19 protein-coding genes are annotated in these 17,909 nt (G+C 72.2%); 9 read left to right on the plus strand and 10 right to left on the minus strand.

Features of this window, described 5'->3' with window-relative positions; genetic code table 11:
• The first annotated feature begins 163 nt into the window (after positions 1-163).
• Positions 164-1,315, plus strand: coding sequence for an EstA family serine hydrolase (locus IO33_RS0101470; RefSeq protein ID WP_031159140.1), 1,152 nt, complete (start codon positions 164-166; stop codon positions 1,313-1,315).
• A 71-nt stretch (positions 1,316-1,386) separates the two neighbouring features.
• Here the strand turns inward: IO33_RS0101470 and IO33_RS0101475 are convergent, their stop codons facing one another.
• The gene (locus tag IO33_RS0101475) at positions 1,387-1,806 is read right to left on the minus strand and encodes an organic hydroperoxide resistance protein (RefSeq protein WP_031159142.1); all 420 of its coding nucleotides are present in this window, start codon (positions 1,804-1,806) and stop codon (positions 1,387-1,389) included.
• 94 nt (positions 1,807-1,900) lie between these two features.
• Positions 1,901-2,935: an NADP-dependent oxidoreductase gene (locus IO33_RS0101480; protein ID WP_031159145.1), complete on the minus strand. Its 1,035-nt coding sequence runs from the start codon at positions 2,933-2,935 to the stop codon at positions 1,901-1,903.
• An 89-nt stretch (positions 2,936-3,024) separates the two neighbouring features.
• Between IO33_RS0101480 and IO33_RS0101485 the strand changes: the two genes are divergently transcribed.
• From IO33_RS0101485 to IO33_RS0101495, 3 genes are read left to right on the plus strand one after another with little or no spacing between them, the layout of a single operon-like run.
• A complete protein-coding gene (locus IO33_RS0101485; protein WP_031159148.1) occupies positions 3,025-3,462 on the plus strand; it encodes a MarR family winged helix-turn-helix transcriptional regulator in 438 nt (145 codons plus the stop codon).
• A gap of 20 nt (positions 3,463-3,482) precedes the next feature.
• On the plus strand, positions 3,483-4,286 hold the full coding sequence (locus IO33_RS0101490; RefSeq protein WP_031159151.1) for an EI24 domain-containing protein: 804 nt from the start codon (positions 3,483-3,485) through the stop codon (positions 4,284-4,286).
• Positions 4,283-4,897 (plus strand): LysE family translocator, encoded by a 615-nt coding sequence (locus IO33_RS0101495; RefSeq protein ID WP_031159153.1) that lies wholly within the window; start codon positions 4,283-4,285, stop codon positions 4,895-4,897. Before IO33_RS0101490 ends, IO33_RS0101495 begins: the two co-directional genes overlap by 4 nt.
• A 15-nt stretch (positions 4,898-4,912) precedes the next feature.
• On the opposite strand, the gene IO33_RS0101500 is transcribed toward IO33_RS0101495, so the two are convergent.
• Complete coding sequence (locus IO33_RS0101500; RefSeq protein WP_245235650.1) at positions 4,913-5,848, minus strand: LysR family transcriptional regulator; 936 nt, start codon at positions 5,846-5,848, stop codon at positions 4,913-4,915.
• Positions 5,849-5,905: 57 nt separating this feature from the next.
• On the opposite strand from IO33_RS0101500, the gene IO33_RS0101505 reads away from it, so the two are divergent.
• A complete protein-coding gene (locus IO33_RS0101505) occupies positions 5,906-6,730 on the plus strand; it encodes an NAD(P)-dependent oxidoreductase (RefSeq protein WP_031159158.1) in 825 nt (274 codons plus the stop codon).
• Between the two features lie 10 nt (positions 6,731-6,740).
• Entirely contained in the window at positions 6,741-7,130 is a 390-nt protein-coding gene (locus IO33_RS0101510) for a RidA family protein (protein ID WP_031159161.1), read from the plus strand.
• A gap of 101 nt (positions 7,131-7,231) precedes the next feature.
• On the opposite strand, the gene IO33_RS0101515 is transcribed toward IO33_RS0101510, so the two are convergent.
• Entirely contained in the window at positions 7,232-7,813 is a 582-nt protein-coding gene (locus IO33_RS0101515) for a TetR/AcrR family transcriptional regulator (RefSeq protein WP_031159163.1), read from the minus strand.
• Between the two features lie 105 nt (positions 7,814-7,918).
• Here IO33_RS0101515 and IO33_RS0101520 point away from each other — a divergent pair, with 105 nt between their 5' ends.
• Both IO33_RS0101520 and IO33_RS49110 read left to right on the plus strand, forming a co-directional pair.
• A complete protein-coding gene (locus tag IO33_RS0101520) occupies positions 7,919-10,360 on the plus strand; it encodes a glycoside hydrolase family 3 protein (RefSeq protein WP_031159166.1) in 2,442 nt (813 codons plus the stop codon).
• 132 nt (positions 10,361-10,492) lie between these two features.
• Positions 10,493-11,455, plus strand: a complete 963-nt coding sequence (locus IO33_RS49110; protein WP_107069198.1) for a hypothetical protein — start codon at positions 10,493-10,495, stop codon at positions 11,453-11,455.
• Here the strand turns inward: IO33_RS49110 and IO33_RS0101530 are convergent.
• Entirely contained in the window at positions 11,452-12,426 is a 975-nt protein-coding gene (locus IO33_RS0101530; protein WP_031159171.1) for an aldose epimerase family protein, read from the minus strand. The two genes, IO33_RS49110 and IO33_RS0101530, sit on opposite strands and share 4 nt — an antisense overlap.
• Positions 12,427-12,452: 26 nt before the next feature.
• Positions 12,453-13,343 (minus strand): SGNH/GDSL hydrolase family protein, encoded by an 891-nt coding sequence (locus tag IO33_RS0101535; RefSeq protein WP_031159174.1) that lies wholly within the window; start codon positions 13,341-13,343, stop codon positions 12,453-12,455.
• 265 nt (positions 13,344-13,608) lie between these two features.
• Between IO33_RS0101535 and IO33_RS0101540 the strand changes: the two genes are divergently transcribed.
• Positions 13,609-14,103 (plus strand): DUF3145 domain-containing protein, encoded by a 495-nt coding sequence (locus tag IO33_RS0101540; protein ID WP_031159176.1) that lies wholly within the window; start codon positions 13,609-13,611, stop codon positions 14,101-14,103.
• A 115-nt stretch (positions 14,104-14,218) separates the two neighbouring features.
• Here IO33_RS0101540 and IO33_RS0101545 read toward each other — a convergent pair whose 3' ends face one another.
• The 4 genes from IO33_RS0101545 to IO33_RS0101560 all read right to left on the minus strand — a co-directional run bounded on the left by IO33_RS0101545 (position 14,219) and on the right by IO33_RS0101560 (position 17,871).
• The gene (locus IO33_RS0101545; RefSeq protein ID WP_031159179.1) at positions 14,219-15,490 is read right to left on the minus strand and encodes a beta-ketoacyl-[acyl-carrier-protein] synthase family protein; all 1,272 of its coding nucleotides are present in this window, start codon (positions 15,488-15,490) and stop codon (positions 14,219-14,221) included.
• Between the two features lie 83 nt (positions 15,491-15,573).
• Positions 15,574-15,822, minus strand: a complete 249-nt coding sequence (locus tag IO33_RS0101550) for an acyl carrier protein (protein ID WP_018545314.1) — start codon at positions 15,820-15,822, stop codon at positions 15,574-15,576.
• An 80-nt stretch (positions 15,823-15,902) separates the two neighbouring features.
• Positions 15,903-16,934 carry a ketoacyl-ACP synthase III gene (locus tag IO33_RS0101555; RefSeq protein ID WP_031159184.1) on the minus strand — a complete coding sequence of 344 codons (1,032 nt, stop codon included), beginning with the start codon at positions 16,932-16,934 and terminating at the stop codon, positions 15,903-15,905.
• 10 nt (positions 16,935-16,944) lie between these two features.
• Positions 16,945-17,871, minus strand: coding sequence for an ACP S-malonyltransferase (locus tag IO33_RS0101560; RefSeq protein ID WP_031159187.1), 927 nt, complete (start codon positions 17,869-17,871; stop codon positions 16,945-16,947).
• Positions 17,872-17,909 lie beyond the last annotated feature (38 nt).

A 17,909-nucleotide genomic window follows, 5' to 3' on the forward strand; every position in this document is an offset into this window, starting at 1 on the left:
CCCGCGCCATCCGCCATCCGGGGCATCGACGACACCGCCGGCCGCTCACGACGGTTGAGTCGAACAGGTACGTCGCGCCGTACCGGTCTCGGGAACGCCCCGAGCGGGAAAGGGCGTTGTGCTGAGAAGGAGCAGCGAGCAGCGGCTCGGTTGAGGAGAGCGGATGACGCAGCAGATCACCGTCCAGGGCACGGTCGCCGAGGGCTTCGCGTCGGTGCGCGAGGAGTTCGCCGCCTTCGTCGCCGGTGAACGGGACGACTACGAGGGCCAGTTGTGCGCGTATGTGCACGGCCGGCGGGTCGTCGACCTGTGGGCGGGAGCGGAGGCGGACTCGCTGTACGGCGTGTTCTCGTCCACGAAGGGCGCAGCACACCTGGTGGTCGCGCTTCTCGTGCAGGACGGCACGCTGGAGCTGGACCGCAAAGTGACCTACTACTGGCCGGAGTTCGGTGCCGAGGGCAAGGGTGCGGTGACCCTGCGGGACCTGCTGGCGCACCGGGCGGGCCTGGTCGGGATCGACGCCGGGTTCTCCGCCGAGGAGATCGCCGACGACCGGACGATGGCCGAACGGCTGGCCGACCAGAAGCCCTTCTGGCGCCCCGGGACGGCCTTCGGCTACCACGCGCTGGTGATCGGCGCGCTCACCGGAGAGGTGGTCCGCCGGGCCACGGGCCGCTCGCTGCAGGAGGTGTACGAGGAGCGGGTGCGGGCGCCGTACGGCATGGACTTCTTCCTGGGCCTGCCCGAGTCCGAGGAGCCCCGCTTCCGCCCGGTCCAGCCGATGCTGCCGACCGCCGAGCAGCAGGCGCTGCTGGCCGCGCAGCCGGCCGGGCCGCACACGCTGACCTCGATCGCCTTCAACACCCATGTGCCGGAGCCGGGCACGCTGGCGGACTACGCCAACTCCCGCCTCGTGCGGGCCAAGGGACCGGCGTCGGCGGGCGGCGTGGCCTCCGCACGGGGGCTCGCGAAGATGTACGCGGCGGCGATCAGCGAACTGGGCGACCGGCCACCGCTGCTCAAGCCCGACACGGTCGCCGAGGTGGGCCAGATCCACTCCGTGGGTTACGACCTGGTGGCCCGTGCCCACAAGTCGTACGGCCTGGGCTTCCAGGCCACTGCCGACATGTGGCACCCGGCCCTGGGCGCGGGCAGCTTCGGCCACAGCGGAGCCGGCGGCAGCCAGGCCTTCGCGGACCCGCGCAGCGGTCTGGCCTACGGCTACACGCGCCGCCGGATGGCCTTTCCGGGGGGTGCGGCACCGGAGAACGACAGGCTGGTGAGGGCGGTCCACAGGGCGGCGCTGGCGGGCTGAGCCCACCGCCCGGAGAAGAGACCGCACCCCACGTCCAAGGGTGCGGCCTCCGCTGTCTGAAACGACGGCTGTCAGACCAGCGTCACGGTGATGTTCCCCCGCGTCGCCTTCGAGTACGGGCACACCTGGTGGGCCTTCTCGACCAGATCCCGCGCCGCCTCGGCGGACACGTTCGGAATGCTCGCCGAGATCTCCACGATGATCCCGAACCCGTCGTCGTTCCGGCCGATCCCGACCTTCGCGGTGACGGTCGACCCGGAGACGTCGGCCCCCTCCTGCCGGGCGACGACTCCCAGGGCTCCCTGGAAGCACGCGCTGTAGCCGGCGGCGAACAGCTGCTCCGGGTTGGTCCCGGACCCGTTGCCGCCCATCTCCTTGGGCGGGTTGACGACGACGTCGAGCCGGCCGTCATCCGTGGCGACCCGGCCGTCGCGGCCGTTCTCGGCGGTGGCGACGGCGGTGTACAGGACGTCGGACTGCGTGATGGGCATGCGGTTGTCTCCTCCTCGGTCCGCCGCGACTCGCGCCCACGATCGACGGCGGATTTCGGAATGAAGTTACCGCATGCCGGAAATCCAGTGAAGCCTAGAGCTTGACGACCATCTTCCCGATGTTGTCGCCGCGCAGGACCCCGAGGAACGCCTCCAGGTTGTTCTCGATGCCCTCGACGACCGTCTCGCGGTACTTGAGCTTGCCCGAGGCGACCCACGGCCCGACCTTCCGGACGAACTCCGGCTGCAGGTCGTAGTGGTCCCCGACCAGGAAGCCCTCGATGCGGCCCCGGGTCTGGATGAGGCGGGTGAGGTTCCTCGGGCCCGGTGCGGGCTCGGTGTTGTTGTAGACGGAGATCATGCCGCAGACGGCGATGCGGCCGCCTTCGCGCAGTGACCCGACGGCCGCCTCCAGGTGGTCCCCGCCGACGTTGTCGAAGTACACGTCGATGCCGTCGGGCGCGGCCTCCTGCAGCTGCTCGGCGACCGGGCCGTTCTTGTAGTTGAACGCGGCGTCGAAGCCGTACTCCTCGACCAGCAGCTTGACCTTCTCGTCGGAGCCGGCCGAGCCGATGACCCGCGAGGCGCCCAGGAGCTTGGCGAGCTGCCCGACCTGGCTGCCGACGGCACCGGCGGCGCCGGAGACGAAGACGATGTCGCCCTCCTTGAAGGAGGCGGTGCGCACCAGGCCGGCGTAGGCGGTCAGGCCCGTCATGCCGAGCACGCCGAGGTACGCCGACAGCGGCACGTCGTGGGCGCCGGCGTCGACCTGGACGGCCGGAACGGCCGTCGGGCCGACCTTGACCGCGTTCTTCGCGTCCACGACCGCGTACTCGCGCCAGCCGAAGAAGTGCAGGACGTGGTCGCCGACCTCGATGCCCTCGGCGTGCGAGGCGATCACCTCGCCGACCGCGCCGCCCTGCATGACCTTGCCCAGCTCGAAGGGGGCGGCGTACGACTTGGCCGCCGACATCCGGCCGCGCATGTACGGGTCTACGGACAGGAATTTGTTCCGCACCAGTACCTGACCGTCACCCGGGGTCGGGACCGGGGTCTCGACGAGGGCGAAGTCCTCCGGCTTCGGCCAGCCGACGGGCCGGCTGAGCAGGTGCCACTCGCGGTTGATCATGACAGTGCCTTTCCCGATTACTTCAGAACCTGAAACAACCATGCGCTTCAATATTTCAGGATGTCAAGTAAGCGGGTATCCTGGTGTCCATGGCCACACCACCGAAGACCCACCGCCCCGACGCCCTGACGATGGAGGTCGTCGAACTCATCGGGGACGTCGTGGCCCGCTTCTACACGGACTACGAGGAAGCGGCGGGCGAGCACGCGCTGACCGGTCCGCAGGCCCGGCTTCTCAGTCTGCTGTCGGTGGAGCCGCTGCCCATGCGGAAGCTGGCGCACAAGCTGAAGTGCGAGCCGTCGAACGTCACGGGCATAGTGGACCGCCTGGAGTCCCGGGGGCTGGTGGAGCGCCGTCCCGACCCGGCGGACCGCCGGGTGAAGGTGGCCGCCGCCACCGAGGACGGCCTGCGCGTCGCCCGGGATCTGCGCGAGGGCCTGCACTTCGCCCGCGAACCCCTCGCCGGCCTGTCCGCGGACGAACGCCGCTCCCTGCGCGACCTGCTGCGCCGGATGCTGGCCGGCTGAGAGTCGGTAGAGTTCCCGCCATGCGCGATCTTGGGGCGGGATTCGGTTATCTGCTGAAGGGGCAGCGCTGGATGGCCCGGCACGGCCGCCAGTACGGCTTCGGGCTGCTGCCCGGGCTGCTCACCCTGGTCCTCTACGCCGCGGCACTGGTCGCGCTCGCCGTGTGGGGAGAGGACGCGGTCACCTGGGCGACCCCGTTCGCGGACGACTGGTCCAGCCCCTGGCAGGGCCTGTTCCGCGGCTTTCTGACGGCCGTCCTGTTCGCCCTCGGCCTGCTGCTGGCCGTGCTGACGTTCACGGCCGTCACCCTGCTGGTCGGCCAGCCCTTCTACGAGAACCTGTCGGAGCTGGTCGACGCCGACGTCTCGCCCGACGGCACCGCCCCGCGGTCGGACCTGCCGCTCTGGCGCGAGCTGTGGATCTCGGCCCGCGACAGCCTGCGTGTCCTGGTGCGGGCCGCGCTGTGGGGCGTGTTGCTCTTCGCCCTCGGCTTCCTGCCGTTCGTCGGCCAGACCGCCGTCCCCGTGCTCGGCTTCTTCGTCACCGGTTTCTTCCTCACCGAGGAACTGGCCGCCGTGGCCCTGCAGCGCCGGGGCGTCGAACTGCGCGCCCGGCTCGCCCTGCTCCGCTCCCGCAAGACCCTGGTCTGGGGCTTCGGCACGCCCCTCGGCCTGGCCTTCCTGGTTCCGTTCGTCGCGGTGTTCCTGATGCCGGGCGCGGTCGCGGGCGCCACGCTCCTCGCCCGCGACCTGCTGGGCGAGGAGGACGCCGACGACGGCTCCGCTCCCGACGGGGAGCCCGACATGGAGGACGTCACCCCGTGACCCAGATACTCGCCGTCGCCCTGATCACGGTCCTCGCCGTGGTCGCTCCCGGCGCCGACTTCGCGATGATCGTCCGCAACAGCTATCTCTACGGCCGCCGCACCGGCCTGCTCGCCGCCACGGGCGTCGCCGCCGGCGTCCTGGTCCACGTCACCTACACCCTGCTCGGCGTCGGCCTGCTGATCGCCTCCTCCACCGCCCTGTTCACGGTGATCAAGCTGATCGGCGCGGCCTACCTCGTCTATGTCGGCGTCCGCACGTACCGCACCCGCGGCGAGCTGAGGATCGACCTGGACGACCGGCGCGAGCTGACCCCCTTCGCCGCGCTGCGCACCGGCTTCCTCACCAACGTGCTCAACCCGAAGACCACCCTCTTCGTCGTCTCCACCTTCGCCCAGGTCGTCGGCCCCGACACCCCGCTGTACCGGCAGGCCGGCTACGGCCTGTTCATGTCGCTGGCCCACCTGCTGTGGTTCGGCGTGGTCGCCGCGTTCTTCTCGCAGGCCCGGATGCGGACCCTGATGCTGCGCGGCCAGAAGATCCTCAACAAGGTCATCGGCTCGGTCCTGGCCGGTCTCGGGGTCAGCCTCGCGCTCGCGCCGTCGCACTGAGCGCACCCGGCCGGCTCAGCGCGGAACGCGTTCCGCCGCCTGCCGCAGCGCGGTGACGAAGGCCCGGACCGCGGCCGTCCGCGACCGCCCCCGGACCGTCGCCGCGTACACCGCGCGCGGCGGGGCGTCCTCGGCGTGCACCGGCAGCAGCGCGACGTCCGGGCGCACGGACGCGGCGGCCAGCGCCGGGACCAGGGTCACGCCCAGGCCCGCGGCGACGTAGCCCTGCTTGGCGGTCCACTCCGCGACGACATGGGCGACGCGCGGCTGGAACCCCTGCCGCACGGCCGCGTCCAGCAGGGTGCCCTCGGGCCGGGCGCTGCCGGCGATCCAGTCCGCGTCGGCGAGCCGGGCCAGCCGCACCGGCCCGTCGCTCGCGGCGAGCGGATGGCCGGCCGGGACGGCGACGTACAGGGTCTCGTCGAGGAGATGGTGCAGCGCGTACGCGTCCAGTGGGGCGCGGCCCGTCCTCGACACCACCACGAGGTCCAGCCGGCCGGCCGTCAGGCGGTCCAGCAGCGCTGCGGACAGGCCCTCCTCGCGCGAGACGCGCACACGGGGGTGACGGGCGTGGAAGGCGGCCAGCGCCTGCGGGACGAGCGCCGCGTCGGCGGTGGGGAACGCCCCGAACCGCAGCCGTCCGCCCGCTGCCGCGCGCAGCTCCGCCAGCTCGCGCGCGGCGCCCCGCAGCGACCCGGACACGGCCTCGGCGTACGGGACGAGGGTCCGGCCGGCCTCGGTGAGCCGCACCCCCCGCGGCAGCCGGTCGAAGAGCGGAGCGCCGCCGAGGGCCGCCTCCAGCGAGGAGATCTGCCGGGAGACCGCGGACTGGGTCCAGCCCAGCGTCCGCGCGGCCACCGTGAACGAGCCGTGCCGGGCGACCTCCAGGAACACCCGCAGCCAGACGGTGGACAGCTCGGGCAGCCCGGGCTCGTCATGCGAAGTCAGCATGCCAGCGATGCTAGACATTCGCTTGTCGCATCGCGCGCCGGATCCTAGCGTCGACGCATGGAGAAGACGGAGAAGATCGCTTTCCTGGGGCTCGGCAGCATGGGTGTCCCGATGGCCCGTCGGCTGCTTCGGGCCGGTCACCCGCTGACCGTCTGGAACCGCACCCCGGCCCGGGCCGAGCCGCTCGTGGCCGAGGGCGCCGCGCTCGCCGGCTCGCCCGCCGAGGCCGTACGGGACGCCGACGTCGTGATCACGATGCTCGCCGGACCGGACGCGCTCACCGCCGTGGCCGACGAGGTCGCGTCAGCGCTGCGGCCGGGCACGGCCTGGATCGAGATGTCGACCGTCGGACCGGACGCCGTACGGGAACTGGCCGCACGGCTGAAGGACGGGGTCGTCCTGGTCGACGCACCGGTCATGGGCAGCACGGACCGGGCCGCGCAGGGCACGCTCGGCATCCTCGCCGGCGGGGACACGGCCGCCGTGGGACAGGTCCTCGCTCCCCTCGGCACGGTCACCCGGACCGGCGCGCTCGGTTCGGGCGCGGCCCTCAAACTCGTCGTCAACACCGCCGTGATCGGCGGCGTCGGCGTCGTCGCCGAGGCGCTGCGGCTCGCCGCCGCGCTGGGCCTCGACGGGGACACCGCCCGCGACGCCCTGCGCGCGGGCCCGCTCGGCGGGGCGGTGGAGCGTGCCTTCGCCGACGGGGCGCTGTTCGCCGCCGAACTGGCCGTGAAGGACCTCCGGATCGCCACGGCCATCGCCGAACTGCCGGTCACCGCCGCAGTCTCTGAGCACCTCGTGCGGGCCGCCGAGGACGATCCGGCCCTGGCCCGCGCCGACCTCGCGCGGACGGCCGCCCACCTCATCCGTACCCGCTGAAGGAGCCGCCGTGCAGATCACCCTGGACAGCCCCGCCGGCGCGGCGCGGCCCCTCAGTCCCTACTACTCCCAGGTGGCCCGCGTCGAACACGCCGACGGAAGCGCCCTGTTGTTCCTCTCGGGCCAGATCGCCGAGGGAGCGACCCTGGCCGAGCAGACCCGGGGCGTCTTCGAGAGCATCGACGCCCTGCTGAAGGCGCACGGCGCGAGCCTCGCGAACGTCATCAGCATCCGCACCTGCCTGACCGACATCGGCAAGCTGGAGGAATACGGTTCCGTACGACGGCAGTTCCTCACCGGTACCCCGCCGACGAGCATGACCTTCGAGGTCCCACGTCTCTTCCGTCCAGAGGCGCAGGTGGAGATCGAGGTCGTGGCGGCGGTGCCGGGCGGTGACTGACGGCCGCGTACGCCGACTTCCTGCACGGCGGCGCCGGGCAGGAGGCCGCGTACGAGGAGCCGCGGGGCGGTGGCGGACCGGTACGGGGGCACGCGCCGCCCTCAGTCCACCGGCTCGCCCAGCAGCCGCAGGAAATCGCGGAACGCCCCCGGCATGTCCACCGACTCGGGGTCCAGCAGCCACTGGTACTGCAGGCCGTCCATCACGGCCACGAGCAGGGGCGCCGTCCGCTCCGGGGTGAGTCCGTTCGGCAGGCTGTCGCCGTACTCGGCCCGCAGCACCGCCGCCATCGACTCCCGCACCCGCGCGTACCGCTCGGTGAAGTAGCCCCGCGCCGGATGATCCTCCGTCACGCTCTCGCCGAGCAGTGCCGAGAAGGTCTGGATGATCGCCGGGCGCATCGCGTTGTACTCGACCAGCGAGGCCAGCAGATCCATCCGCCAGCGCGGGTCCGGCAGGGCGTCCCACCGGTCCCGGTCCTGCAGCACGGCCACCAGCAGGGCGTCCTTGGTCGGGAAGTAGTGCAGCAGCCCCTGCTGGGTGAGCCCGACGCGCTCGGCGACCGCGGCCAGGCTCGCCCCCCGGTAACCGCGCTCGGCGATCACCTCCAGCGCCGCCCCGACGATCTCCGCGCGCCGTTCCTCGCTCCTGACCCTCGCGTTCATGGGATCACCGTACGGCACCCTCGACCCGTGAAAATAACAGCAGGATAACGAAACCTACCACTCTACAGGTATCGGATGCACGATGGGGGGCACCTGCACGGACGTCGACGAGGAGGCACCGCGATGGCGGGATACCAGCGCACCCCGGCCGACACGGCCCGCGAGGCGGTCGTCGAGGCCGCTCTCGGCAAGCTCGGCCTGGACGCGAAGGCGCGGCTGCTGGCCGGCCAGGACATGTGGACCCTGCCCGCGCTGCCGGAGATCGGCCTCAGGTCCCTCGTCATGTCGGACGGCCCCATCGGCGTCCGGGGCGTGCGCTGGAGTGCCGACGACCCCTCCGTCGCCCTGCCCTCGCCCACCGCCCTCGCCGCCACCTGGGACCCCCACCTCGCCCACCGGGCCGGCGCGCTGCTGGCCCAGGAGGCCCGGCGCAAGGGTGTCCACGTACTGCTCGCGCCCACCGTCAACCTGCACCGCTCCCCGCTCGGCGGCCGTCACTTCGAGTGCTACAGCGAGGACCCGTATCTCACGGGCGTGATCGGCAGCGGCTATGTGGCCGGCGTCCAGTCCGGCGGAGTCGGCGCCACCGTCAAGCACTTCGTCGCCAACGACGCCGAGACCGACCGCTTCACCGTGAACAACCTGGTCGGCGAACGCGCCCTGCGCGAGCTGTACCTGGCCCCGTTCGAGGCCATCGTCGCGAACGCCCGCCCCTGGGGCATCATGACCGCCTACAACACGGTCAACGGCACCACGATGACCGAGCACCACCACCTGGTCAACGAAGTCCTGCGCGGCGAATGGGGCTTCGACGGCTTCAACGTCTCCGACTGGATGGCCGCCCGGGACACGGTCGGCGCCGCCAACGGCGGCCTGGACGTCGCCATGCCCGGCCCGCGGACCGTCTACGGCGAAGCCCTCGCCCAGGCCGTCCGGGACGGCGAGGTCGCCGAGGCCACCGTCGACGCGGCCGTACGGCGCGTCCTGCGCCTCGCCGCCCGCGTCGGGATCCTCGACGGTGCCGAACCCGTCGTGAGCGAACCGCCCGCGCCGGTCGACGGCGAGGAGCTCGCCCGGGAGATCGCCCGCCGCTCCTTCGTCCTCGTCCGCAACGAGAACGACGCCCTGCCCCTGAGGCCCGACGGCACGGTGGCCCTGATCGGCGCCGCCGCCCGCGACGCCCGCGTCCTCGGCGGCGGCTCGGCCACCGTCTTCCCGGCCCGGATCGTCTCCCCGCTCGACGGCCTCACCGCCGCACTCGCCGAGGGCACCCTCAGCTACGCCACAGGCGCCGACCCGGCCACCGAACTCGCCGTCGCCGGCCAGGGATTCCGCCTCGGCGCCGTCTGCCGCGACAGCGACGGCCGGGTCATCGGCACCCGCTCCGCCCCGAACGGCCAGATCCAGTGGATGGGGTCCGACCTCCCCGAGGGCGTCACCCACGACCGCCTGCACACCGTCGAACTCACCGGCACCTTCACCCCCCGCGTGAGCGGCCCGCACACCTTCGGCATCAAGGGCACGGGCCCCTTCACGCTCACCGTCGACGGCACGACGTACTACGACGACACCCAGCGCCCCGACAAGGACGGCCCCTTCGAGGCCTTCTTCGGCGCCCCCGTGCCCCGCGCCCAGGCCGGACTCACCGCCGGCCGGCCGGTCGACGTCTCCCTCACCCATGTCGTCCAGCTCCCCGACGACCTCCCCATGAAGGTCGTCGCCTTCGCGCTCGCCCACCGCGAGCCGCAGCGCGACCCCGACGAACTGATCGCCGAGGCCGTCGAGGCGGCCCGGAACGCCGGCACGGCCGTCATCATGGTCGCCACCACCGACCGGGTCGAGTCCGAGGGCTTCGACCGCACCGACCTGAGGCTCCCCGGCCGCCAGGACGACCTGGTCCGCGCCGTCGCCGCCGCCAACCCGAACACGGTCGTCGTCGTCAACTCCGGCTCCCCGGTCGAACTGCCCTGGCGCGACGAGGTCGCCGCCGTCCTACTCGGCTGGTTCCCCGGCCAGGAGGGCGGCGCCGCCCTCGCCGACGTCCTCACCGGCACCCACGAGCCCGGCGGCCGGCTCCCCACCACCTGGGGCTCCCTCACCGACGCCCCGGTCACCCAGGTCACCCCCACCAACGGTGAACTCCCCTACACCGAAGGCGTGTTCATCGGCTACCGCGCCTGGCAGAAGTCCGGCCGCACCCCCGCCTACCCCTTCGGCCACGGCCTCGGCTACACCGACTGGACCTACGAGTCCCTGGACACCGACGGCACCACCGCGCGCGTCCGCCTGCGCAACACGGGTGAGCGCCCCGGCCGCGAGGTCGTCCAGCTCTACGTCTGCCCGGCTCCCGGCGGCCCCGAGCGCCCCGCCCGGCAGCTGGCCGGCTTCGCCTCCACCGAGGCCGGTCCCGGCGAGAGCGTCGAGGTGAGCGTCACCCTGCCGCGCCGGGCCTTCGAGGTCTGGGACGAGAAGGTGAAGGCGTGGGCATGTGTGAAGGGTTCGTACGAGATCGCCGCCGGACGCTCGATCGCGGACCTCAGGCTCGTCGAGCCGATTAACGTCTGATCCGGGACAAGTCCCCCACGAACAGCCCCGGTCCGGGACCTGACCCCTGGACCGGGGCTCGCCACCTCCGGGTCCGTATAGACTCCCGGCCCGCGAACACCGGACACACACCGGGCACGGGGGAGAGACATCGTGTATCCAGGCCAGCAGCAACAGGGTCCCTACGGGCCGCAGCAGCCGGGTCCCTACGGGGCACCGCAGCCGCCCGCAGGCCCGTACGGGCACCAGCCGCCGCCCCCGGGGCCGTACAGCGCGCAGCCGTACCCGCCCCAGCAGCCGTACCAGACCCCGTACCCACCCCAGCAGCCCTATCCGCCCCAGCAGCCGTACCCGCCCCACCAGGCCGGCCCTCACCCGCACCAGCAGCAGGCCGCACCACCGCCCGCCCAGCACCTCGGCGAGGGCCGGATGCGGCTGGATCCGAACCTCACCCCGGCCCAGCGGGAACTGGCGGTGAAGATCCAGGCCAAGTCCAAGCCGATGGCCTACGGCATGGTCCTCGGCATCCCGCTCACCTTCGGCGGCGCCCACTACGGCATCACGCAGAAGCCCCTCGGCTTCGTCGCGGCACTGGCCGGATTCGCCCTGCTGGCCTTCGGTGTCTTCTCACTGCTGCAGATGCAGGGACTCAAGCGGCAGCTGCGGCTCGTCACGGCCGACGCCTGGCGCTCCCCGGCCGCGCACCTGCCCGGCGCCCGCAAGGCCGCCACACAGGCCGCCTACCTCAACGGCCTGCTGGTCCTGCTGTCCCTCACCGCGACCGGCTATCTGCTGTACAAGGGCGCCGGCTGGGGTGCCTACGGCAACTCCCTCGGCTTCGGGGGCCTGATGCTCGCCGCCGCCCTGCCCTTCGGCATGGCGCTGGCCGCCGCGACCACCATTCCGCAGCTGCTCCAGGTGATCCCGGCCGGCGCGAAAGTCGGCCGGAGCCTGTACTCGATCATCTTCGTGCTGGCGACGACGGTGACCGGCGAGGGCATCAAGGGCGGTTCGGCCGGCCCGATCGTGGCCGGGGGGACGACGCTGCTCATCTGCGGCGGCGCGATGTCCCTGCTGGGCAAGGCGGCCCGGCGCATGCGCGGCGAGGCCGGCTAGCCGACCGAGAAGCCGTACACCGTCTCCGACCGGAAGACCTCCCCCGGCCGCAGCACCGTGCTCGGGAACCGGGGGCGGTTGGGGGAGTCCGGGAAGTGCTGGGTCTCCAGGGCGATGCCGCCACCCGGGGCGAAGGGCGCCGTCAGGTGGTCGGCGGTGTAGAGCTGGAGGCCCGGTTCGGTCGTCGCCATGGTCAGGGTCCGCCCGGAGACCGGGTCGTGCAGCTCGGCGACCTCCTCCGGGGCGCCGGTCACCCCCTTGTCCAGGACGAAGTTGTGGTCGTAGCCCGAGCCGACCTGGCGGGCGGCACGGAAGTCGAACCGGGAGCCCGTCACGTCCTCCAGGACGCCGGTGGGGATCAGGTCCGCGTCGACGGGGGTGAAACGGGAGGCGGCCAGCCGCAGTTCGTGCCCGCCCACCCGGCCCGAGCCGGCCAGGTTGAAGTAGCTGTGGTTGGTGAGGTTGAGCACGGTAGGGGCGTCCGTGACCGCCTCGTAGGCGATCCGCAGCGCGCCCGAGGCGTCCAGCGAGTACGTCGCCGACACCTCGACGCGGCCCGGGAAACCCTCCTCCCCGTGCGGGCTCACCCGGTGCAGCCGCACCCCGTGCCGCCCGGCGGGCTCCGCCGCCCACACCCGCCGGGCGAAGCCGCGCGCGCCGCCGTGCAGGGAGTTCGGGCCGTCGTTCGGCTCCAGGGTGTGGACCGCGCCGTCCAGCGGGAAGCGGGCGCCCGCGATCCGGTTGGCGTACCGGCCGACCAGGGCGCCGAAGTACGGCCCGGGGTGCGCGAGATAGCCGTCCAGGCCGGCGAAGCCCAGCACCACGTCCGCCGGCCGGCCCTCCCGGTCCGGCACCTGGACCGACCGCACGATCCCGCCGTACGTCAGGACCTCCACCCGTGTCCCGGCGCGCTCCAGCGTCCAGCGGTGGACCGCCGTGCCGTCGGAAAGTGTGCCGAAAAGTTCGCCCATGTCGGAAACCCTAGGTGATCAGTGTCCTAGGCGACCGGATGGGGTGCGGTGATCGCCCGGTACGCGATCGACGCGAGCCGCGCCTGGCCGTCCCTGCTGGGATGGAACCAGTCCCAGTGGCTGAGCTGGTCGGTGCCGAAGCGGTAGTCGTAGACCGCGTCGTTGTCGAAACGGCAGCGGCGGTCCTTCGCGCAGACCTCCTTCAGCACCTTGTTGTACTCCACCACACGCCGCTGCACCTGGTCCCGGCGCAGCGAGGCCGCACCGGTCAGGTCGTCGGCGTCGGACAGCATCGACGGGCAGATGCCGAGCTTCCACACCTGCTTGCCCAGCGGATTGGCACGGCCCTGGGACCACAGCCGCTTCAGGTTCGGCACGCTCGCCACGTACACCTGCGCCTTCGGCCGCGCCGACCGCAGGGTGCGCAGCGCCTCCTCGAAGTCCGCACGGAAACCGGCCACCGGGGTCATCGCCGACGCCGACGCACGGCAGGCGTCGTTCGCGCCCACCATCACCGTCACCAACTCCGGGCCACGGGCCGCCGCCTGCGCCATCTGCTCCGGCAGATCCGCCATGCGGGCACCGGTCTCGGCGTAGTTCCAGCTGCGCTCCGCCGCGCCCGTGACCCCGAGCAGGCGCACCGCCAGGCTGTCGACCCGCGCGTCGCTGCCCGTCGCCCACGAGACCTCGGGGCAGTCCGACAGCACCGTGCACGCGTCGAAGCCGCGCGTGATGGAGTCGCCGACCGCGGCGATCGAGTCCGGGCTGCGGTCCCACACCGGCGCGGGCCTGGCGGCGCGCGCCGTGGTGCCCTCAGGCGCGGGACTGCCGCCCCCGGCGTCGCATCCGGCGGCGCCCAGCACGGCGGCCGCCACGACGGCGAGAGCGGCCCTCCCACGGCTGCTTCGCTTCCGCATCCCCTGGTGATCCCCTCGTCGTCGAATCCGTTGTCCTCGGTGCTTCCTCCCATAACAACGTGCGAGGGTTCCCGACCGGGCACCTTGGAACGGAGCACCCCCGTACAAGCGTCCCCCTGGGTGAATGGCGGGGGTTTCCTGGCACCGGGACCGACGGTACGTCACACTCCTTGCACCGCCGCAGGGTAGCCTCGCCATCAACGCGGCCGTCGTGCCACTGCCGCCAGCCAGTCCGCAAGATGTCCCGCTCTGCCCGGAGGTTCCGGTGACGACACGTGGAGTTCTGTACGTGCACTCCGCGCCGCGCGCGCTGTGCCCGCATGTCGAGTGGGCCGTCGCCGGGGTGCTCGGCACGCGCGTCAGCCTCGACTGGATCCGGCAGCCCGCGGCCCCCGGCACCTGGCGCTCGGAATTCTCCTGGCAGGGGCAGGCGGGCACGGCCTCCAAGCTGGCCTCCGCCCTGCGCGGCTGGCACCTGCTCCGCTTCGAGGTCACCGCGGAGCCCTGCCCGAGCGCCGAGGGCGAGCGCTACAGCTGCACCCCCGACCTCGGCATCTTCCACGCCGTCACCGGCATCCACGGCGACATCCTCATCCCCGAGGACCGCCTGCGGGCCGCTCTGACGAGGTCCCAGCGCGAGGAGACGGACCTGGAGGAAGAGATCGCGAGGCTCCTCGGCAAGCCCTGGGACGACGAACTGGAGCCGTTCCGCTACGCCGGCGAGGGCGCACCGGTCCGCTGGCTGCACCAGGTGGTCTGACCCCGCGTACCCGCTTCCCGGCTCCGGGCATGAGCCGGGCACGAGAAAGGGCCCCCGCCGCTCGGCAGGGGCCCTCACTCACACGCTCGGACGGTCCTGAACGCCAGGACCGCGCTCAGACGGTCCGGAACGCCAGGACCACGTTGTGCCCGCCGAACCCGAACGAGTCGTTCAGGGCGGCGATCCGGCCCTCGACCGGCAGCTTGCGGGCTTCCCCGCGGACGACGTCCGCGTTGGCCTCCGCCTCGGGGTCGATGTTCTCGACGTTGATCGTCGGCGGCGCCACCCGGTTGTACAGCGCCAGCACGGTCGCGACCGACTCCACGCCGCCCGCGCCGCCGAGCAGATGACCGGTCATCGACTTGGTCGCGGACACCGCCATGTGGTCCGCGTCGTCGCCGAAGACCTTCCGCAGCGCCTTCAGCTCGGCGATGTCACCGGCCGGCGTCGACGTGGCGTGCGCGTTGACGTGCACGATCTCGGCCGGGTTCAGGTCGGTGTTGTCCAGCAGGTTCTGCAGCGCGTGCGAGATGCCGCGACCCTCGGGCTCCGGCTGCACGATGTCGTGGCTGTCGGCGGAGACGCCCTGCCCGACGGCCTCCGCGTAGACGCGGGCCCCGCGCTTCGCGGCGTGCTCGGCGGACTCCAGGACGAGCACGCCGGAACCCTCGCCGAGGACGAAGCCGTCGCGTTCGACGTCGTAGGGACGCGAGGCGGCCTGCGGGTTCTCGTTGTTCTTGGACATCGCCATCATGTTGCCGAACGCGGCGATCGGCAGCGGGTGGATGGCCGCCTCCGTACCGCCGGCGACGACGACGTCGGCGCGGCCGGTGCGGATCATCTCGATGGCGTAGCCGATGGCCTCGGCGCCCGAGGCGCACGCGGAGACCGGCGTGTGCACGCCCGCGCGGGCGCCCACGAGCAGGCCCACGTTGGCCGAGGGGCTGTTCGGCATCAGCATGGGGACGGTGTGCGGGGAGACGCGGCGGACGCCCTTCTCCTTGAGCACGTCGTACTGGTCGAGCAGCGTGGTCACGCCGCCGATGCCGGAGGCGATGACGGCGCCCAGCCGGTCCGGGTCGACACTTCCGTCCTCACCGGCCTTGCCGGTGAAGCCCGCGTCCTTCCAGGCCTCCTGCGCGGCGATCAGGGCGAACTGTGCAGAACGGTCCAGCTTGCGGGCCTGCGGCCGCGGGATGACCTCGATGGGCTCCACGGCGACCGGAGCCGCGATCTTGACGGCCTGCTCGGCCGCCCACTCCTGCTCCAGGTGCTTGACACCGGACTTGCCGGCGATCAGACCTTCCCAGGTCGAGGCTGCGTCGCCACCCAGCGGTGTGGTTGCGCCGATACCGGTGACGACCACGGTGCGATTGGTCGGGCTCACGGGAATTCTTTCTCCAACGGATACGGGATTCTACGGCGCCACCGCCGGGTGGCGGGGCCTTGCAGCCTGGCCTAACGGGTGGGTCAGGCCTGGTGCTTGAGGATGTAGTCGGTGGCGTCACCGACGGTCTTGAGGTTCTTGACGTCCTCGTCCGGGATCTTCACGTCGAAGCGCTCTTCGGCGGCGACGACGACCTCGACCATGGACAGCGAGTCGACGTCCAGGTCGTCGGTGAAGGACTTGTCCAGCTGGACGTCCTCGGTGGGGATCCCGGCGATCTCGTTCACGATCTCGGCGAGACCGGCGACGATCTCTTCCTGAGTGGCGGCCATGTCAGGCGCTCCTTCTTCAATGTTCCAGACGGTTTGTGGCAGTTGTCCCCCTGCCGGACACGAGATCCGGCACGGAGTGCCTAGGGGAGGGTAACGACCGTGGCGGCGTAGACGAGACCCGCCCCGAAGCCGATGACGAGTGCGGTGTCGCCGCTCTTCGCCTCCCCGGTCGCCAGAAGCCGCTCCATAGCGAGCGGAATCGAGGCGGCCGAGGTGTTGCCGGTGGTGCGGATGTCACGGGCGACCGTGACATGCTCCGGCAGTTTGAGGGTCTTCACCATCGAGTCGATGATCCGCACGTTGGCCTGGTGCGGGATGAAGACGTCCAGCTCTTCCGGGCTGATCCCGGCCGCGTCCAGCGCCTGCTGGGCGACCTTCGCCATCTCGTACACGGCCCAGCGGAACACCGCCTGGCCCTCCTGCGTGATGGCGGGGAACTTGACATTGCCCTCGCTGTCCAGGGGCAGCGCGCCGAGGTCGCCGATGCGGAACCGGTCCCAGGGGACGGTCTGCTTGATCGTCTCGGACTTGTCGCCCTCGGAGCCCCACACGGTGGGGCCGATCGCCGGCTCCTGCGAGGGGCCGACGATGACGGCGCCGGCGCCGTCGCCGAACAGGAAGGCCGTGGCCCGGTCCTCCAGGTCGGTCAGGTCGCTCAGCCGCTCCACGCCGATGACGAGGACGTACTCGGCGGAACCTTCCACCACCATGCCCTTGGCGAGGGTCAGGCCGTAGCCGAAGCCCGCGCAGCCGGCCGAGATGTCGAAGGCGGCGGCCTTGTCGGTGCCCAGCCTGTCGGCGATCTCGGTGGCGACGGCCGGGGTCTGGCTGAAGTGCGAGACGGTGGAGACGACCACGGCGCCGATCTGCTCGGCGTCGATACCGGCGTCCGCGATCGCCTTGCCGGAGGCCTCGATCGACATCGCGGCCACGGTCTCCTCGGGACCCGCCCAGTGCCGGGTCTCGATGCCGGAGCGCGAGCGGATCCACTCGTCGGACGAGTCGATCTTCTCCAGGATCACCTCGTTGGGGACCACCCGCGTCGGCCGGTAGCCGCCGACGCCGAGGATGCGCGCATACGGGGCGCCCTTGCTGGGCTTGATCTTCGCCATCTGCCGCTCCTTAGGCACCTGCGTGCTCGGAGATGAGCGCGCGGGCCGCGTCGAGGTCGTCGGGGGTCTTCAGGGCCAGCGTGGTCACGCCGGGCAGCGCCCGCTTGGCCAGGCCGGTCAGGGTGCCACCCGGGCACACCTCGATGAGCGCGGTGACGCCCAGCTCCTTGAAGGTCTCCATGCACAGGTCCCAGCGCACGGGGTTGGCGACCTGGCCGACCAGCCGGTCCAGCAGCTCGGCGCCGGTGGCGACGGTCTGTCCGTCCTTGTTGGAGACGTAGGGGACCTTGGGGTCGCCGGGCGTCAGCTGCGCGGCGGCCTTGGCCAGCGTCTCGACGGCGGGAGCCATGTGGCGGGTGTGGAAGGCGCCGGCGACCTTCAGCGCGACGACCTTGCGGACCCCCTCGGGCTTGTCCTCGTTCAGCGCGGCCAGCTGCTCCAGCGTGCCCGCGGCGACGATCTGGCCCGCGCCGTTGATGTTCGCCGGGGTCAGGCCCAGCCTCTCCAGGTGCGCGACCGACGTCTCGGGGTCGCCGCCGAGCAGCGCCGACATACCGGTCTCGGTGATCGCGGCGGCGTCGGCCATCGCCAGACCCCGCTTGCGGACCAGGCCGAGCGCGGCGGTGTCGTCGAGCACGCCCGCGAAGGCGGCGGCGGTGATCTCGCCGACGCTGTGACCGGCGACGGCGCCCGGAGCGATCTCCGAGATGTCACCGAGTGCCGCCGCGGACAGGATGCCGGCGGCGACCAGCAGCGGCTGGGCCACCGCGGTGTCGCGGATCGCGTCGGCGTCGGCCTGGGTGCCGTAGTGGACCAGGTCCAGTCCGATGGCGTCCGACCAGGCGGCCACGCGGTCGGCGGCGCCGGGCAGTTCGAGCCAGGGAGTCAGGAAGCCGGGCGTCTGGGCGCCCTGGCCGGGAGCGACGAGTACGAGCACTCTCACACTCTCTCTTGGGGACGGCCACGGCCGCCCGT

Origin of the sequence: Streptomyces durhamensis (assembly GCF_000725475.1) — a bacterium.
Lineage (GTDB): Bacteria > Actinomycetota > Actinomycetes > Streptomycetales > Streptomycetaceae > Streptomyces > Streptomyces filipinensis.

Bases quoted from the DNA above. Each gene is read 5' to 3' on its own strand.
- IO33_RS0101470 (WP_031159140.1), top strand. From the start codon at position 164: ATGACGCAGCAGATCACCGTCCAGGGCACGGTCGCCGAGGGCTTCGCG.
- IO33_RS0101475 (WP_031159142.1), bottom strand. From the start codon at position 1,806: ATGCCCATCACGCAGTCCGACGTCCTGTACACCGCCGTCGCCACCGCC.
- IO33_RS0101480 (WP_031159145.1), bottom strand. From the start codon at position 2,935: ATGATCAACCGCGAGTGGCACCTGCTCAGCCGGCCCGTCGGCTGGCCG.
- IO33_RS0101485 (WP_031159148.1), top strand. From the start codon at position 3,025: ATGGCCACACCACCGAAGACCCACCGCCCCGACGCCCTGACGATGGAG.
- IO33_RS0101490 (WP_031159151.1), top strand. From the start codon at position 3,483: ATGCGCGATCTTGGGGCGGGATTCGGTTATCTGCTGAAGGGGCAGCGC.
- IO33_RS0101500 (WP_245235650.1), bottom strand. From the start codon at position 5,848: ATGCTGACTTCGCATGACGAGCCCGGGCTGCCCGAGCTGTCCACCGTC.
- IO33_RS0101505 (WP_031159158.1), top strand. From the start codon at position 5,906: ATGGAGAAGACGGAGAAGATCGCTTTCCTGGGGCTCGGCAGCATGGGT.
- IO33_RS0101520 (WP_031159166.1), top strand. From the start codon at position 7,919: ATGGCGGGATACCAGCGCACCCCGGCCGACACGGCCCGCGAGGCGGTC.
- IO33_RS0101530 (WP_031159171.1), bottom strand. From the start codon at position 12,426: ATGGGCGAACTTTTCGGCACACTTTCCGACGGCACGGCGGTCCACCGC.
- IO33_RS0101535 (WP_031159174.1), bottom strand. From the start codon at position 13,343: ATGCGGAAGCGAAGCAGCCGTGGGAGGGCCGCTCTCGCCGTCGTGGCG.
- IO33_RS0101550 (WP_018545314.1), bottom strand. From the start codon at position 15,822: ATGGCCGCCACTCAGGAAGAGATCGTCGCCGGTCTCGCCGAGATCGTG.
- IO33_RS0101555 (WP_031159184.1), bottom strand. From the start codon at position 16,934: ATGGCGAAGATCAAGCCCAGCAAGGGCGCCCCGTATGCGCGCATCCTC.